Genomic DNA, 16,169 nt, shown 5'->3' with positions numbered 1-16,169 from the left:
TTTTGGAGTAACAGCTTGCCGGATATTTAAAGGCAGCTACTTTTAGATGCGCTCGTTTTTTAGTCTAAACTCCAGTAATCAATCAATGGCTAACCAAAGAACAGCAGTCGATCGCACTTACTGCGATTCACCAAAATCAATTAGCCATTAGCGGTAGCCTGGCACCCTTTTTATTGCATGATACCTACGCTTTCGATCTAACTTTATCTCCCGCCGATGATGAGCGAGATGTCGCAGCAGCACAAATCGATTTATTTGAACCTAGCAGCCTTTTCTTAGAATGTTCGGAAAACACTCTCGGTGAAACCATCTGGCTTTACGGACAAACAGAAGTACCTGATACAGAATGTCAAGGCGTAGCTGATGAATTAGTGAGAAATCTGCTAAAAAACACTAACTTTACATTTGGATTAGTCGCTCAAGGTAACTTGCTCAAAGTTCCCCTATTTGAATATGAAATTAGCCAACCCAATCAACGCAATAAACTCTATCGGATTTTAGTTTGGATCGACAATCAAGGGATCTCTCCAGATGTAGACTCTGTTTATGACGATTTATTTAGCTCACTCTTGACTCGCCACAAAATTGAATATGTTTACCAACAAGCGAAAGAAAGTTATATTGCAGCCAGAAAAGCTTACAGCGAACTAGAAGCAAAGATTAAACAATTCAAGCAAGATAAGCCCTTAGAAGAACTGCAAAAACTTCTCGAATCAATGCCAGAACTATCTATGCAGTATCAACGGCAACTGCGAAATCTGCAAGGGCATTATACCACAATCAAAACCAATCAGATCAACTATCAAACTTACTTACAAAAATTCTGGCAACCTGGCGATATTCCCAGTTGGCGAGAGTTTGGCGAAAATACCTGCAAGCGCTATCTCGACCAAATAGAAATCTACCTCAGCTATATCCAGCCGGGTAAAGACTTGATCGGCGAATTTATCAATACATTGCGGGGTTTGGTGGAAATAGAACAAGCCAAGTCCGACCGCCAACTGCAACAAACTTTACAGAAAAAAGAGGAAAAAGAAAAAGAGCGCGATCGCGAATTACAAAATACGATTCAAGCAGTCGGTACCGGCATCGGTGTCGGAGTCGGCTTTGCCGGAATCGTAGCAGCCGGCTACCCCTTAATCGAAAAACCTTGGGATTTCCCTTCTCCCCAACATCCTCTGCTACCGCTGCATCCCTTCATTATTCTCCTTCTACTTAGTTGTTTAGGCGGTGGAGGCTTGGGAAAGTTGGCTTGGTTTTTCACTAAACGCCACCTCAATCGTAAACTGCAAGAATCATCCTCTGTGCAGGCAAATTTACCCGATTCCCAAAATCCACCAGTTAATCATATTTTGCAGGAAGCGGAAGAAGTGCGATCGACCAGAGATACATAAGTTCGATAAGATAGAATTAGGTTCGCCACTGATTAAGCCAGCGAACTTGCCCTTTCCAATCAGCAGCTTGTGTTTCTGAAAGCAGGCGATCGAGCGAAGCAATTAGACTAGATAATGTCCAACTGTTTTGAGCAGCCAAAATGATGCCACCATGTTCGGGATAACGCTGAGCTAAAACCTGAAAATCCCGGATATTAAACGTAAAAATACACCGCCCTCGCGCTGTTGCTTCTAGCAATTGAGCCTCATCGCTAGCATCTAAAGCCATCCACTCAGTCGGTGTCCGAGTGACATCGTGACTGCGAGATAAAAGGGCGGCTTGCAAAGCTTTAATAGAGGTATCGGCATCTAGATGCAATAGCGGTTTAGACATGAGCAGCTTCGATAATTTGCTCAGCGGCAATAGATGCGTCTATTTCGTGATGGTGAGCGGCATAAAAAGCGAGAACATCGTTCACTTGATCTTCACTTAAATCATACTCAGTGGCAATTTGGTTTGGAGAAAAACCCCATTTCTGCCCTGCGATGACTACTGTTTGCACCCGCAACCGAGTGCCGCGCAAAACGGGAACGAGTTCGCCGCTAGCGCCGCGCACATAGGTGATTTCAGGAAAAGCCGGATCGTCATTCCGCTGGTTGAGGGTAGCGACTTTTTCGGCTACAGCCCAGAGGATAAACTGATCGAAGGAAATGCCTTGGAGTGTTGCCAATTTTTCAGCTTCTTGCTGTAACTGAACGGGTAAGTTTAAGGCGTAGGATGTCATCGATCTAACTTCCGTTTGCTAATATAATTTCATCGGTTCATTCTTTAACAACTTCCATCAACTCCTCAATCAAAACATCGAGGGTGCGAGCTATCTTTTGAATGGATGTGATATCAACCGTTGCTAGTCCTTCCGATCGAGCATAGTGCCTGACTGTGCTGTACGGAACCTCGGCTCGATCGGCAACATCCTTTAGCGTCCATCCTTTTTCGTCAGCCAACTCTCGGATTCGGAACCTAACTAATCCCATTCTACTTGACAAACGATAAGTATCTATGTTTCTAATTCAAACACAATTGTCGATCGACAGTTAAACAGTATTTTGTATGGTGCGGATCTGTCAGAAGTTCGATCGCACTCAAAGATATCTGATGAATCCGCACCCGAGGTACTCGCCCACAATCAAAGAAACCGGGTTTTTTCCCAAAGCTTCGCCTGTAACCAAAGATTCTCGCAAAAACCCGGTTTCTGCCCACCCACCCATCAAATACAAAACAACTGCCGACAGCAAAAACTGTCAACAGTTGTTTTACATATTCAATGCGGATGGCGAGACTCGAACTCGCAAGGACATAATGCCACACGCACCTCAAGCGTGCGCGTATACCAATTCCGCCACATCCGCTCTTTCTAGCAATCTCCGGGATTTTTGCGTTACCAGTTAAAGATTCACAGGTTGAGGTTCCTGACATTTAACTTGTGACTTGCCCTTCTAGACCGCCGATTTAAAATCATAGCACCACTACCCGCAAAATGTAAAATAAATTTTTGTAAACAATTTCTGGAAAACGATTATCCAGAACATACCGAAAGGCATTATTGTACAGAATATTGAGTGAATTAAGCAGCGAAGATGGGGTTCTCGAAAATTTTAATCGCTAATCGGGGAGAAATAGCTCTCCGCATATTGCGGACCTGCGAGGAAATGGGGATTGCCACGGTCGCCGTTCACTCCACCGTAGACAAGCACGCCTTGCACGTCCAGTTGGCAGACGAAGCCGTTTGCATCGGCCCCCCCACCAGCAGCAAAAGCTATTTAAACATCCCCAACATCATCGCGGCAGCCCTGACGCGCAACGCCGCAGCCATTCACCCCGGTTACGGCTTCCTCGCCGAAAACGCCCGATTTGCCGAAATCTGCGCTGACCATCAAATTACCTTCATCGGCCCTTCTCCTGCCGCCATGCGGGCGATGGGCGACAAATCTACCGCCAAAGAAACTATGCAGCGGGTGAAAGTCCCCACTGTTCCCGGTAGCGACGGATTGCTGGCGGACGATCGCGAAGCTTTGTCGATCGCCCGCGACATCGGCTATCCTGTGATGATCAAAGCCACCGCCGGCGGTGGAGGCCGCGGCATGAGGCTAGTTAGAGAAGCATCCGAACTCCCCAAACTATTCTCAGCAGCCCAAGGCGAAGCCGACGCAGCCTTCGGCAACCCCGGACTTTACCTCGAAAAATTCATCGAAAGACCCCGGCACATCGAAATCCAAATCCTCGCCGACAACTACGGTAACGTCATCCACCTCGGCGAGAGAGATTGTTCGATTCAGCGGCGACATCAGAAACTCCTCGAAGAAGCCCCCAGCCCAGCCCTCAGCCAGAAACTGCGAGATCAAATGGGTCACGCCGCCATTGCCGCCGCCAAATCCATCAACTACACAGGTGCGGGCACAGTCGAATTTCTGCTTGACAAATCAGGCAAGTTCTACTTCATGGAAATGAACACGCGCATCCAAGTAGAACATCCCGTCACCGAGATGATTACAGGCCTGGATTTGATTGCCGAACAAATCCGCATCGCCCAAGGAGAAAAACTGCAAATCAAGCAAAACCAAGTAATTCTCAACGGTCACGCCATTGAGTGCCGCATCAATGCTGAAGACCCCGATCGCAATTTCCGACCCCACCCCGGCATAATCAGCGGTTATTTGCCTCCCGGTGGCCCCGGCGTGCGGATGGACTCTCACGTCTACACCGATTACGAAATACCCGCCTACTACGATTCTTTAATCGGTAAAGTAATTGTATGGGGGCGCGATCGACCGACAGCCATCCGCAGGATGAAACGGGCATTGCGGGAATGCGCCATCACCGGCGTCCCCACCACCCTGGGCTTTCACCAAAAAATCCTCGATTCCCCCGAGTTTCTCAGCGGCGAAGTTTACACGAATTTCGTCGAACAGTTCTTGAACCAAAATAGTCAGTAGTCAGTTGACAGTTGGCAGTTGGCAGTCAACCACCAACAGTCAACCGCCAACTCCTACATCATCATTGTCAGCAGCCCTTGCTGGCCGAGAATCATTTCCCGCAGCAAGCTACAGATACCGACCCAAATAATCGGCGTAATGTCCACTCCGCCGATCGGCGGTACAATCTTTCTTGTTACGGCTAAAAAAGGTTCCGTCGGCCAAGCGATCAGACTCAACGGCAACTTGCTCAGGTTCACCTCGGGATACCAAGTCAGGACGATCCGAAAAATAAACAGCAAGGTCATCACGACTAGGACAGATCCCAGAATCCAACTTGCAACGGTAATACCAGTCATGGGTCTTATCTCGAAAATTTAAGTTTTGTTAAGTCTGCCCTTCATAATTTTAACCGTTTCACAGGTGCGATCGAAAGTATAAAATTAATAAAAATCAAATTGTTGTAACAAAGGCTTGGAATCTATGACTCCTTCTCTCGCGAACTTTTTGTACAGCCTGCTGGTCGGCGTGGTGGTGGTAGTGCTTCCAGCAACGATCGGCCTGATATTCATCAGCCAAAAAGACAAAATCAAGCGCACCTAAAAAGTCAGCGGGTCTCTAAGTCCGGCGCTGCAAGTCAATTGTGGGCTACAAGTCGGGCATTTCCCCGATCCGAGAAACCTCGGCTGCCAGCAACTGTCAAGGCAAAACCTTCAGTTGACTGCTAAGCTGAGGTTTTTTCCCGTTAAACTCATTATTATACTCACTTCCCAAGCTGAAACCCTGACCGGAGGCTGCCCCAGAAAGCACAGTCGGGCTGACAGACTTAATGATAGATGTAAAATCTAACTCGCTAACATAGGAAAGACATAGGAGATAGGCTAATGGTCAATTTAGGATTGAACTGGAGCAGCCTGCTAGGGATCATCCTAGCAGTTGCAGGGGCAGGACTGTATTTTCTGCGATCGTGGCGTCCCAAACTAGCCCGAGACCACGATATTTTTTTTGCAGCAGTCGGCTTGCTGTGCGGCGGTATTCTGTTATTTCAAGGGTGGCGGCTTGACCCAATTCTGGCATTCGGTCAATTTCTGCTCAGCGGTACCGCCATATTTTTTGCAGCAGAAAGCATCAAGCTGCGAGGAGCGACCACAGCCCAAGCCAAAACTCGCGCCCAATACGTAGATGAAGAGCGACCAGTCAGCAACGCCTACGGTTACGACGGCTACGATGCCGAAATGGAGCAGCTAGAACCCGAGGAAGACTATCCGCAGCGTCCCCGGATCAGAGGCAGCCAAGACTACCGTTCCTCCCGGGAAGCCTACGACGACGAACCCCGCCGCCGCCCCTCGAATCGCAACGGCAGCGTTAACACCTCCAAGCCCGACTCGCCCGATCGATCCTCGCGCAAACGTCCCTCTCGCCCAGAAGCCTCGCCTGCCCAAGAGTCTGACAACTGGGACGTTTCAGACAACCCCGAAGAAAGACCGACCCGCAGCCGCAGCAGTCGCCCCCCAGCTTCGGAAAACCGCAGCTCCGATACCCCGCCGAGAACCAAAAAACCCCGTCCTACGGAATCATCCAGGTCTCGCCCCAGCAACCGCGACGTGGAAGCACCGCCGTCAGACTACGTGGAGTATCGACCTGTAGAATACCCGGAAGACCAACCGGATAATTCCCCCAGTTTCGACAAATAGGCAAACACTAAGTAGATGGGTGAAACTAAACATTTCTCGTACCCGGCGGCAAAAAAATAAGTTGCGTTTATTGATGCCCATCTACTTATTCTCAGATATTAAAGTGATTAAAAAGACTGTCACTTGCGAGGATGAAACCCCAGACCAACGCAGATATACACAAATAAAAGCTAATTTTTTTTTATTATTTTCACATACCGAATCTGTGGAACTAATCCACCAAATAATAATCTAAATATAAAATCCCAAATCTTAAATCAGCAAGATGCCATTACTTGAAATAGGAGATCCGGCTCCCTGGTTTTCCGTTCCTTCTACAAATAACCCCTTATTTCATTTCCCGACTGTTGGCGGCCGGCGAGTCGTGCTGTTTTTCTTTGCCAGCGCAGCTTTTGAACAAATCCAAGTTATCCTCAAAAGCTTTCAAGAGCTTTCAGAAGAATTCCAAAGCTTGCAAGTACCGAGGTTCGGAGTGAGCGTTGACCCAGCAGACAAAGAACAAAACAGACCGACAACAATTGCTCCGTCATTCCTCTTTTTCTGGGACTTGAATAAAAAAGTCAGCCAGCAGTACGGTGTTTTCCGAGATGTCGAAGAAAATGGAGTTGCCGGAGTTCACTATGTACCACAAACTTTTGTTCTCAACGAAAACCTTCAGGTAATTAATATTTTGCCGATGGGCGAACCGCACCAACACGCCCAACAAGTATTAGATTTTCTCAAAACTTTGCCCCCAATTGAGGAAGCCCGAGCAGCCACTCGCCACGCCCCGGTGTTGGTAATTCCTAACGTTTTGGACAAAGTATCTTGCCGCAGTTTAATCGATATGTACAAAACTCACGGTGGCAGTCCTTCGGGCTTTATGAGGCAAGTGGAGGGAAAAACTGTTGGCATTCACGACGAGAATTTCAAGAAGCGCCGAGATTTCTTTATTGAAGAGCCAAAGTTGCAACAGCGATTGAACTCGATTATTCTGCGCCGGGTGCGGCCGGAAGTAGAAAAAGCTTTTCAGTTTACAATCACTAGGTTTGAGCGGTATTTGGTAGGCTGTTACGATGCTGATAGCGGCGGTTATTTTCGGCCGCACCGCGACAACACTAGCAAAGCGACGCTGCACCGCAGGTTTGCAATGACACTAAACTTGAATGTGGGAGAGTACACGGGGGGATTTTTACGGTTTCCAGAGTACGCGCCGCACGGTTATAAAGGCGATTCTGGCACGGCGATTATTTTTTCGTGTTCTTTGCTGCATGAAGCCACTGCCGTGATTAGTGGCCAGCGTTTTGCTTTGCTGTCTTTTTTCTACGGCAATGAGGACGCTGCGGTACGACAAGCTAATTTTAAGTATTTAGCTGCTGATTCAGATTCCCGAATTGGAGAACCGGCGTGAGGAATGTCACTACCGTGGTGCAAGTCCTAAAATAATTACAGAAGGTAGTTAGCAGTTAGCCACAAAACCTAATTCCTAGCTACCGATCGCTAAATAATAATCGATCGCCATGAATTTCAAACTTCTAAGTTTAGCAGTATCGGGAATTTTAACGGTTGGGGTAACAGCCAGCGCCAGTGCGATTGTTACGACCTCTCCTGTGCGGCAATCAACAGATTTAACGGAATTTAACTCGGTGCATTCCCAGGGTGCGATCGCCCAAACTGTCGAAGAACAAACCAATATTCGGGTCTACGAAAAGGCTAGTCCGGCGGTTGTTACAGTCGATACAGATAAATCTAACGGCAGTGGCACAATTATCAGCCCCGACGGCATGGTGTTAACCAACGCCCACGTTGTTTCGGCAGGCGGTACCGTCAATATCATTTTGGCAGACGGCAGAAAACTTGTCGCCGATGTCATTGGATTCGGCGAAGACGGTCTAGACTTAGCCGTGGTGAAGATTCGCGATCAAAACAATTTGCCCACCATTCCTTTAGCCCGTCCCGGTTCGGTGAAAGTCGGGCAACAAGCATTTGCGATCGGCAATCCCTTCGGTCAATTTCAAGGTACTTTTACAATCGGAATCGTCAGCCGCATCGACCAGCAGCGGGGCTTAATTCAAACCGACGCCGCCATCAATCCCGGCAATTCAGGAGGCCCACTGCTAAACAGTTCAGGAGAATTAATCGGCGTCAATACTTCTATTTTTACTCGCGGTCGGGGCGGTGGCAGTATCGGTATCGGTTTTGCAATTTCAGCAGACAAAGTACCCGCTTTCCTGACAGCGGTGCGAGAAGGGCGAGCTCCCCGCGTGGCTCAAGCCCGATCGCCCTTTGGCAACAAATCACCTCAAAAAGTTGCGTTAAACGGCCCCGCCCTCAGTGGCAAACTCACCAACCAGTCTAGCGTGCTGCCCGCAGACAACAGCTTTTTTGACCTCTACTCCTTTGAGGGAAAAGCGGGCCAGCAAATCACAATAGAAATGAAAAGTCAAGAAATTGACCCTTATTTAATTTTGCTCGGGCCCAACCAGCGCGAAATCGCGCAAGACGATGACGGGGCCGGCAGTAAAGACGCCAGAATTACAGTCAGGCTGCCAGCAGACGGCACTTACACGTTAGTGGCAAATTCCTACGAAGCTAGGCAGTCGGGGGCTTATACGTTGGAACTGAAAGCGAGTGCTCCTACCGGGCCTTCTCGGGCGATTTTGCAAGAAGAAGGCGCTTTAGTCGCAGGCGGCCCGGTATTGCCGTCTGACAACAGTCTGTATCGCGAGTATACTTTTGAAGGTCGATCGGGTCAGTCTGTAGCCATTTCCCTCGAAAGCACAGATTTCGATCCCTATGTGGCTATCTTTGGCCCTAATAGCCGATTAGTGGCAGAAAATGACGATGCGAGCGATTCGACTAAAAATGCGTTTCTGAGCGTTACTTTGCCCGCTACGGGTCGCTACCGCGTAATTGTCAATGCTTACGATGCTGCGGGCCGGGGTCGTTACACTCTAACTGTCCGGTGAAAATGGGTAATTGGTAATTGGTAATTGGTAATTGGGAATTGGGAATTGGTCGAATTATTTTTCTTCCTGCTTCCTTCCATCCGTTAAATCCCGTACATTGCTCGTTGCCGAACTTCCTTCTTGCATCCGTTAAATCCCTTACACTCATCCGTTGCCGAACTTCCTTCTTCGTTGCAAATCGAGGTAATTCATGCGTCAAGTTAGATTTTGGGCGATCGCGCCAATTGCTCTGGTAGCTACTTTTTCTGGTAAGCCGACACTCTCCCTGCCAGTTTCAAATTCAGGTGGAGTTGCTAACAGTATTTCCACCCTCATTTCAGGAGAAATTCCCCAAAATTTACCTAACGCGAAGCCTGCTGACAAGGCTGTTTTAGCGCAAGCAAGCCCCAACCCGTCGCCCTCACCACAGAGTTCGCCAACTCAGAGCCCAACTCTAGAACCTCGGCCGAGTCCTGATGCGGGTTCATCTAAAGTCATTTTAGAACAAAACGGAGAACTCAGCCCTGCCAAGTCTTCTGTACTGCCCTCGGACAGCAGTTTGTACGACGAGTATACCTTTGAAGGCACTCAGGGCCAGAAAGTGGTTATTACTGTAGAAAGTACCGAGTTTGATACTTATCTCGCCATTTTCAACTCCCAGGGCGAGCTACTTGGAGAAAATGATGATGCAACGCAGCAAAATTCCAATTCAGAGATTTCTGTTACCTTGTCTGCGAATGGTCGCTATCGCGTCATTGTCAATGCTTACGATCCGCCTCCAAAAGGTAGAGGCAAGTATAGTTTGACCGTCCGCGAAATAACTGGAAATTAGTTTGAACGAAACTTCGGAGTCAGGGCACGGCATTGCCGTGTCCCTATAATTCAAGGACGAGCGCACTTACTTGTAGTGCGCTCGACGTTGGTACATTCCTGTGTTATCGGAAACTAGAAAAGTCATAATTTTGCATTTATAATTTGATAAACTGTATTTTAAATAAATTTTAAAAGTAGAAGGGAAGCTGAAATAGCGATAAATTTTCAACTTCCATTCTGGATTTAGATTAATTTAACGAAAACCCAGCCAGGTAAAAAAATCCTGGCGGGTAAAGAATTCTAGCAGCAAAAGTCCCACGAATCCCACCATCGCAAATCGGCCGTTGATTTGTTCTGCATAGGCATTCCACCCAAACGCTGGTTCTGGTTTTGGGGTATTTGGGGTTGTCGGTTTTGGGGAGGGAGGAGTTTTAGCAGTCATTTAAAAGTTTTGAGGTTCGAGTTTTGAGTGATGAGTTTTCGGAAGCTTTGCGATCGCACAACTTCTAATTTACAAGAGAAATGACAGCCGATCGCTAATCTGCTGACTTTTCTAAACTTTGAACCGATTCGATCAGATTTCGCACGGTTTCGGTACCTTCTGAAGGCTCAAAAAACAGCGGGAACTTGCCGCGAGCGATCATTCTCAAACCCAACGGGCCCAGACTCAGCAAACCTTTAACATCGCGGAAGTAGTTTCCTACTACTTCGATGCCAAACTTGCGCTCGTCTATCCAGCCGCCTTCTTTGACGAGCTCGATCAAGACTTTGCGGTGGCGGATCGATCGACTCGCTTGGTCGTCTTTGCGATCGAGAATCTCCTGTTTAATCTTACCAATTTGATCCATCGGCGCGACTTCCATCGGACAAACCGAGTTGCAGTAGTAACAGCGGGTGCATCCCCAGACGCCTGCGGTGCCTTCGTTGTATTTTTCGAGCCGATTTTCGGTTTCGCTGTCGCGGGAGTCGGCGATCGTGCGGTAAGCTTTGGCGAGGGCGTGGGGGCCGACAAATTCCGGGTTGACTTCGCGGGCGTTGCACTCAGAATAGCACGCACCACAGAGGATGCAGTTGCCGGTTTGGTCGAGTTTCGATCGCTCTTCTGGAGTTTGCAGAAATTCGCGTTCTGGAATTGCTCGCGAGGCGGTGCTGACATAAGGTTCCACTGCTTCTAGGTTGTCCCAAAAACTGGTCATGTCAACAACCAAATCTTTAATGACCGGCATATTTCCCATTGGGGCGACGGTGATTTCTGGGATGAAATCAGTAGGCTTTTCTGCTGAGCTGGAATCGGCTATTTTTTGCAGTCTTGCGAGTTCGCTGGCCACATTTTCTTTGCAAGCTAATGCCGATCGACCGTTAATTCGCATAGAACAACTGCCGCAAATTGTATTGCGGCAATTTTTGCGAAAAGCTAAAGTGCCGTCGTGTTCCCATTTGATACTGTTGAGGCAGTCGAGGATGGTATTGCTCTCTTCCACATCTAGGGTGTAAGTGTGAACCCGGGGAGCCTCGTTTTGATTTTGGCGGACTACGTTAAAGCGGACTTTCATATTTTGAGTGAGGAATTTAGTGTCTATTTTAAGCTAAATTTTCGGACTCTCTAGAAAGCTATTATTTGTTTTAACCACTACCTAAAGTAAGAGATTTAACCAGTTTTTATTATTGCTTGATCAAAGGCAATAAGTCCCAAGTCATAAATCCTAAACTGTAACTCTTTTAAGCGGATTTTTGAGCTATCAATTGGAGATAAAAGTAATTAATAGCTGCAATTCGCTAGTCGGAGGTGCGTGATGTCCAGCTTGTTTGTATTAACTTTCATGTTTTCCACACCGGCTTTTTGTCTGGGTCTGCTAAATCCTAAATGGGTGGGACTAGGAACTCGCAAGCGATCGGCTGCCTTGTACGGCGGCTTGATGGCAGTTTCGTTCGTTTTGCTTGGGGTTACAGCACCTAAGGCGCCACAACCAGTTTCATCGGGGCTGCTGGCCTCAACTGAATGGCCAGAATTTAGGGTAAGCGCACCTTTGCGCTGAAGGTAGCTGGGTATGCAGCTCACTTTTTTGGCAGCATTACAAGAAATTTTACCAGGACTTACGCCCGGTTGGGGCCAGAAACGTAGTTTTTTAAGAAAAATACTTGGTTCTACTCATTTACTGCAATTAAAAACCCCGGTTTATAGGCGTCGGAGTGCGATCGCGAATTGTAGGAAAAAATCGTGGGTTTACTAACGAGAAATACACTCATCAGCCGGCTTTCACCCGCGTAGGATATCCAGCGTTCTATTTACTTTGTAAATCATAGGGATTTGTGAGTTGGTCGGTCGATAAATAAGGAAGTTAACTTCTCAGGACTTACGCACAGGGATTAAAGAAATCAGGTGGTTTAAACAGATATCCTTCGTGCTTCACCTCGGATTTTGGTAAAAGAAACCCGGTTTCTGCGTCCTGGATGACTTCTCTTTTTTACTGCTAAAAATCGCTATGTTTAATTTTTTCGTCTTAAGCTTTCTATTGTCTATCCCTGCCTTCTTTCTGGGTATTGTTAATCCGAAATGGGTGGCCGCACCAACCCGCAAGCGATCGGCCGCGATGTACGGCGGTTTGATGGTGGCTTCGTTTGTACTTGTTGGCGTAACCGCACCCAATCCGCTAAGCCAAGTTTCGGTGGCGCCTCCGGCCCCAACCGATCGGCTAGAATCATCTCAAACCGCTAAGCCATCACCGCTTTCGGCAGTGGTGACACCCAAGCCGGAGACTGTGAAAACCCTATTACCAACACCGAAACCTGCAATTTCTCCTCCCGCACCTGCACTTGCCAAACCAGAGCCCGATCGCAAATTGCCATCTTCAGTCAAATCTGTTGAACGAACCGCAGAGATTGCTCTTGATGCACAGCAGCCAAAGGAAGATACCAAGAAAGTTATTTACGAGTCTTCTAAACCTTCGGTTAAAAGTGCCGATTTTCCGAGTTGCGTTAACTCGGATTGCAACTGTTCTGACTTTGCGACTCAAGCCGAAGCGCAGCGAGTTTTAGAGGCATATCCGGGCGATCCGTTTAAGCTCGATCGAGATCGAGACTCGATCGCTTGCGAAACGCTGCCTTAGATTTGATCTCAGTTCGCGATCGCAAAAACCCGGTTTCTTCACGTAATTTGGTCATATACGCTCGATCGCGACAACGAGAAACCGGGTTTTTTTGGGTAGCGTGCGATCGCGAACTGAACTAAAAACCAGTCGCACTGCTAGCCAGAAAGAACGATCGCGCCTGATTCAAAAGTTATCGGGAGCTCGTGGAGTGGCTGAATCAGACTTATCAGTCGTTAATGTACATTTTTGTTCCATTGCTACTCGCACACGTTTGTTTCCGAGGAAGTTAACTTTCCCTTACGTCCTATCGGCACACACATTGGCGTACCCAAAATTGGGTCAGAAATAATACGACACTCTAACTCAAAAACTGAGAGTATCATCTCCTCAGTCATTACCATTTTCGGTTCCCCAGCCGCAAAAATCTGACCATCTTTGACAGCAACTAGATAATCAGCATAACGGCACGCCTGATTCAAGTCATGCAATACCATCACAATTGTCCTTCTCTGACTTTGGTTCAACTCATACAACAAATCTAAAACTTCTATCTGGTGCGCCAAATCCAAAAAAGTAGTCGGCTCATCCAAAAGTAAAATATCTGTATCCTGTGCTAGTGCCATTGCAATCCAAGCTCGCTGTCGTTGTCCACCAGACAAAGTATCTAATGCTCTATCTGCCAACTTCAGTAAATCTGTAATTAAGAGTGCCTGTTGCACAATTGTTTCATCTTTGGCTGACCACTGCTGCAACCAATTTTGATAAGGGTAACGTCCTTGTGCTACCAAATCTCTGACTGTTAACCCTTCCGGTGCTACTGGCCCTTGAGGCAAAATACCCAACTGCTGCGCTACTTCCTTGGTGGAAAGCTTAAAAATTGAGGTGCTGTCAAGATATACAGTACCATGATCTGGTTTGAGAAGTCTTGCCAGACCTCTTAACAAAGTTGATTTACCGCAACCATTAGCACCAACTAAAGCACTAATTTGTCCGGTAGGAATGGCCAAATTTAAGTCTCGGATAATTGGCACACCATCATAAGCTAAAGATAAACCTCTGGTTGATAGTCCTTTCATAAGTGATACCATTTTAGATTTTGGATTTGAGAGTTTGGATTTAGGAAAACCTAAATTTTGGGTTGATAAAATATGATCTTTATCAAGTTCCCAGTCGCCAATTACTTATTTTTTGCGATTCCGAATTAACAAAAAAAGAAAATAAGGAGCGCCGATAGCAGCAGTTACCACGCCACAAGGAAGTTCGATAGGTGCAAACAACGTTCTTCCTAGCAAGTCTGCGACCACCACAATCACACCTCCTAACAATGCAGAAGTAGGAATTAACCCTTCATGATTTGTACCTACCAACTGTCTGCCTAAATGAGGTGCAATTAAACCGACAAAACCAATCATTCCCGCAGTAGCGACCCCTGCACCTGCTAAAGCTACACCCACCAGCACTAGCAAACCACGTTGCCATTCCACGCGAGTACCTAAACCTTTAGCGACATCATCTCCTAAATTTAAGGCGTTCAAATGTCTTGCCAATGTCAACGCCATTGGTACGAAAACAATCAACCAAGGTAAGAAGGAAAAGACTTGCTCCCAAGTGCGTCCGTAGACACTGCCAGCTAACCAAACCAAAGCATTACTAACGTCATAAATGTCCCCAAAGGTAATCATTAAACTGGTGAATGCACTGGCGATCGCAGACAAGCCAATACCCATTAAAATTAATAGAATCGGCGAACTACCGTTATTCCAAGCCAGGGAGTAAATTAAAACAGCCATCAATAAAGCACCTGCAAAGGCTGAAACAGGCAACGTATAAATCGGTGCTGATGGAAATAAGACAATTACTGTCACTGCTGCTAAACTTGCCCCAGCATTGATGCCAATAATACCAGGGTCAGCTAAGGGATTGCGTGTGAGACCTTGAAAGATAGTGCCAGAAATAGCAAACGCCACTCCCACCATGAAAGCGACAAGGGTGCGGGCTAGCCGTAGGTTATGAATCACGAAAGCATGGTCTGGGTTGCCTGTATCTAAACCAAATACAGTTTTGACGATATCCAAGGGCGAAATGGGATATTCTCCTCTGCCCACATTCATCACCATCGCCACTACAATCACCACTGCCAAACATAACAGCATCAGTGGCACACGTTTGTCTATGCGAAAAGATATCGCTTCGGAACGGATGACGAGCCAATCTAACTTCATTTCTTCACCTTTGACTTAGCCAAGTAGACAAAAAAGGGCGCACCAACCAGTGCTGTCATTATTCCCACAGGTAGTTCCTGGGGTTTAATTAATACACGCGCCGCAATATCTGCAACCAAAAGTAAAGTTGCACCTACCACTGCGGAATAAGGCAAAATCCAACGGTAATCAGCTTTGATGAAAAATTTCACGATATGGGGAACAACTAAGCCGATAAAGCCGATTGGGCCGGCAATAGATACGGCACTTCCCGCCAGTAAAACAACGCTAATTGCCGTGATGATTTTCACCCAAGCTGTCTGTTGACCTAAGCCTTTTGCTATGTCTTCACCGAGACTCATGGTAGTAATTTGTTTACCAAGGGCAAAAGCAACGACTAATCCAAGGGCGACGAAGGGCAGTGCTTGCAAGAACATATTGATATCGCGCCCAGCTAGTGAACCTGCTAACCAAAATCTAATTTCTTCTAAGGTGCGTTGACTGACGATCAGGATAGCAGTAGTCAGGGAAGAAATCAGAGCCGTGAGCGCAGCGCCTGCTACTGTGAGATTCAATGGTGTAGGCCCTCCTTTTCCTAGAGAACCAAGGAAGTAGACTAAAATTGCTGTGACTCCTGCACCCAAAAAGGCCACAATGGTTAAAACACTCAAAGACGAACTACCAAAAACAAAAATTGTGGCAACTACAGCCAATGCAGCCCCCGACTGAATACCTAAAATACCTGGATCTGCTAAGGGGTTGCGTGTCAAACCTTGCATTAACGCTCCTGATACTGCCAAGGCTGAACCTACGAGTATAGCAATGAGCGATCGAGGTAATCTTACTGTCTGAATGACTAGGTGATCGTAGGAACCATCAAAGGCAACAAAGGATGTCAAAATCTTTTCTAGAGGTATTTCTGCTGCACCTAACGTGACACTGTATACCAAGCAAATCAACAAGATAACCAGTCCCAAAACCAGACCAACTAAGGCTGATATTTGAGGCTTTTTCCATTCTCTATACGATTTTGTGAACCCTTTTGTCATTTTATGCACTCTCTCAACAATTAACTGTTTATTAGCCCTCAGATTGAACA

Annotated in this window: 18 protein-coding genes and 1 tRNA gene; 8 read left to right on the top strand and 11 right to left on the bottom strand. The window is 47.0% G+C overall.

Going from position 1 to position 16,169, the window contains the following annotated elements; genetic code table 11:
* Positions 1–173 precede the first annotated feature (173 nt).
* The gene (locus tag QUA70_RS22815) at positions 174–1,394 is read left to right on the top strand and encodes a hypothetical protein (RefSeq protein ID WP_333350101.1); all 1,221 of its coding nucleotides are present in this window, start codon (positions 174–176) and stop codon (positions 1,392–1,394) included.
* 16 nt (positions 1,395–1,410) lie between these two features.
* On the opposite strand, the gene QUA70_RS22810 is transcribed toward QUA70_RS22815, so the two are convergent.
* From QUA70_RS22810 to QUA70_RS22795, 4 genes are all read right to left on the bottom strand, one after another.
* Complete coding sequence (locus QUA70_RS22810) at positions 1,411–1,767, bottom strand: DUF5615 family PIN-like protein (RefSeq protein WP_333127850.1); 357 nt, start codon at positions 1,765–1,767, stop codon at positions 1,411–1,413.
* Positions 1,760–2,158, bottom strand: coding sequence for a DUF433 domain-containing protein (locus tag QUA70_RS22805; protein WP_333327011.1), 399 nt, complete (start codon positions 2,156–2,158; stop codon positions 1,760–1,762). Before QUA70_RS22805 ends, QUA70_RS22810 begins: the two co-directional genes overlap by 8 nt.
* A 37-nt stretch (positions 2,159–2,195) precedes the next feature.
* Positions 2,196–2,408, bottom strand: coding sequence for a helix-turn-helix transcriptional regulator (locus QUA70_RS22800; RefSeq protein WP_333327013.1), 213 nt, complete (start codon positions 2,406–2,408; stop codon positions 2,196–2,198).
* A gap of 291 nt (positions 2,409–2,699) precedes the next feature.
* Positions 2,700–2,783, bottom strand: a tRNA-Leu gene (locus QUA70_RS22795).
* A gap of 228 nt (positions 2,784–3,011) precedes the next feature.
* Here QUA70_RS22795 and accC point away from each other — a divergent pair.
* Entirely contained in the window at positions 3,012–4,367 is a 1,356-nt protein-coding gene (gene accC, locus QUA70_RS22790; RefSeq protein WP_333350099.1) for an acetyl-CoA carboxylase biotin carboxylase subunit, read from the top strand.
* A 53-nt stretch (positions 4,368–4,420) separates the two neighbouring features.
* On the opposite strand, the gene QUA70_RS22785 is transcribed toward accC, so the two are convergent.
* Complete coding sequence (locus QUA70_RS22785) at positions 4,421–4,705, bottom strand: YggT family protein (protein ID WP_006634856.1); 285 nt, start codon at positions 4,703–4,705, stop codon at positions 4,421–4,423.
* 124 nt (positions 4,706–4,829) lie between these two features.
* On the opposite strand from QUA70_RS22785, the gene psbX reads away from it, so the two are divergent.
* The 5 genes from psbX to QUA70_RS22760 all read left to right on the top strand — a co-directional run bounded on the left by psbX (position 4,830) and on the right by QUA70_RS22760 (position 9,799).
* The gene (gene psbX / locus QUA70_RS22780; protein ID WP_006634855.1) at positions 4,830–4,949 is read left to right on the top strand and encodes a photosystem II reaction center X protein; all 120 of its coding nucleotides are present in this window, start codon (positions 4,830–4,832) and stop codon (positions 4,947–4,949) included.
* Between the two features lie 281 nt (positions 4,950–5,230).
* Positions 5,231–6,040 carry a Ycf66 family protein gene (locus QUA70_RS22775; protein WP_333350097.1) on the top strand — a complete coding sequence of 270 codons (810 nt, stop codon included), beginning with the start codon at positions 5,231–5,233 and terminating at the stop codon, positions 6,038–6,040.
* 265 nt (positions 6,041–6,305) lie between these two features.
* Positions 6,306–7,430 carry a redoxin domain-containing protein gene (locus tag QUA70_RS22770; protein ID WP_333350095.1) on the top strand — a complete coding sequence of 375 codons (1,125 nt, stop codon included), beginning with the start codon at positions 6,306–6,308 and terminating at the stop codon, positions 7,428–7,430.
* A gap of 109 nt (positions 7,431–7,539) precedes the next feature.
* Positions 7,540–8,988, top strand: coding sequence for a trypsin-like peptidase domain-containing protein (locus tag QUA70_RS22765; RefSeq protein WP_333350093.1), 1,449 nt, complete (start codon positions 7,540–7,542; stop codon positions 8,986–8,988).
* Between the two features lie 190 nt (positions 8,989–9,178).
* Positions 9,179–9,799 (top strand): pre-peptidase C-terminal domain-containing protein, encoded by a 621-nt coding sequence (locus QUA70_RS22760; protein WP_333327023.1) that lies wholly within the window; start codon positions 9,179–9,181, stop codon positions 9,797–9,799.
* 234 nt (positions 9,800–10,033) lie between these two features.
* Here QUA70_RS22760 and QUA70_RS22755 read toward each other — a convergent pair whose 3' ends face one another.
* The 3 genes from QUA70_RS22755 to QUA70_RS22745 all read right to left on the bottom strand — a co-directional run bounded on the left by QUA70_RS22755 (position 10,034) and on the right by QUA70_RS22745 (position 11,839).
* Positions 10,034–10,222, bottom strand: a complete 189-nt coding sequence (locus tag QUA70_RS22755; RefSeq protein WP_006634850.1) for a chlorophyll a/b-binding protein — start codon at positions 10,220–10,222, stop codon at positions 10,034–10,036.
* A gap of 94 nt (positions 10,223–10,316) precedes the next feature.
* Positions 10,317–11,333 (bottom strand): succinate dehydrogenase/fumarate reductase iron-sulfur subunit, encoded by a 1,017-nt coding sequence (locus QUA70_RS22750; RefSeq protein ID WP_333350091.1) that lies wholly within the window; start codon positions 11,331–11,333, stop codon positions 10,317–10,319.
* 206 nt (positions 11,334–11,539) lie between these two features.
* Complete coding sequence (locus tag QUA70_RS22745) at positions 11,540–11,839, bottom strand: hypothetical protein (RefSeq protein ID WP_333327027.1); 300 nt, start codon at positions 11,837–11,839, stop codon at positions 11,540–11,542.
* A 424-nt stretch (positions 11,840–12,263) separates the two neighbouring features.
* On the opposite strand from QUA70_RS22745, the gene QUA70_RS22740 reads away from it, so the two are divergent.
* Positions 12,264–12,887, top strand: coding sequence for an excalibur calcium-binding domain-containing protein (locus QUA70_RS22740; protein WP_333350089.1), 624 nt, complete (start codon positions 12,264–12,266; stop codon positions 12,885–12,887).
* 239 nt (positions 12,888–13,126) lie between these two features.
* Here QUA70_RS22740 and QUA70_RS22735 read toward each other — a convergent pair whose 3' ends face one another.
* From QUA70_RS22735 to QUA70_RS22725, 3 genes are all read right to left on the bottom strand, one after another.
* Entirely contained in the window at positions 13,127–13,945 is an 819-nt protein-coding gene (locus tag QUA70_RS22735; RefSeq protein ID WP_333327031.1) for an ABC transporter ATP-binding protein, read from the bottom strand.
* A gap of 105 nt (positions 13,946–14,050) precedes the next feature.
* Positions 14,051–15,091 (bottom strand): iron ABC transporter permease, encoded by a 1,041-nt coding sequence (locus QUA70_RS22730; protein ID WP_333327033.1) that lies wholly within the window; start codon positions 15,089–15,091, stop codon positions 14,051–14,053.
* Positions 15,088–16,119: an iron ABC transporter permease gene (locus tag QUA70_RS22725; RefSeq protein ID WP_333327035.1), complete on the bottom strand. Its 1,032-nt coding sequence runs from the start codon at positions 16,117–16,119 to the stop codon at positions 15,088–15,090. Before QUA70_RS22725 ends, QUA70_RS22730 begins: the two co-directional genes overlap by 4 nt.
* Positions 16,120–16,169 lie beyond the last annotated feature (50 nt).

The organism is Microcoleus sp. LAD1_D5 (genome assembly GCF_036702115.1).
Taxonomy (GTDB): domain Bacteria; phylum Cyanobacteriota; class Cyanobacteriia; order Cyanobacteriales; family Microcoleaceae; genus Microcoleus.
This window is presented reverse-complemented; position numbering and strand designations above follow the sequence as displayed.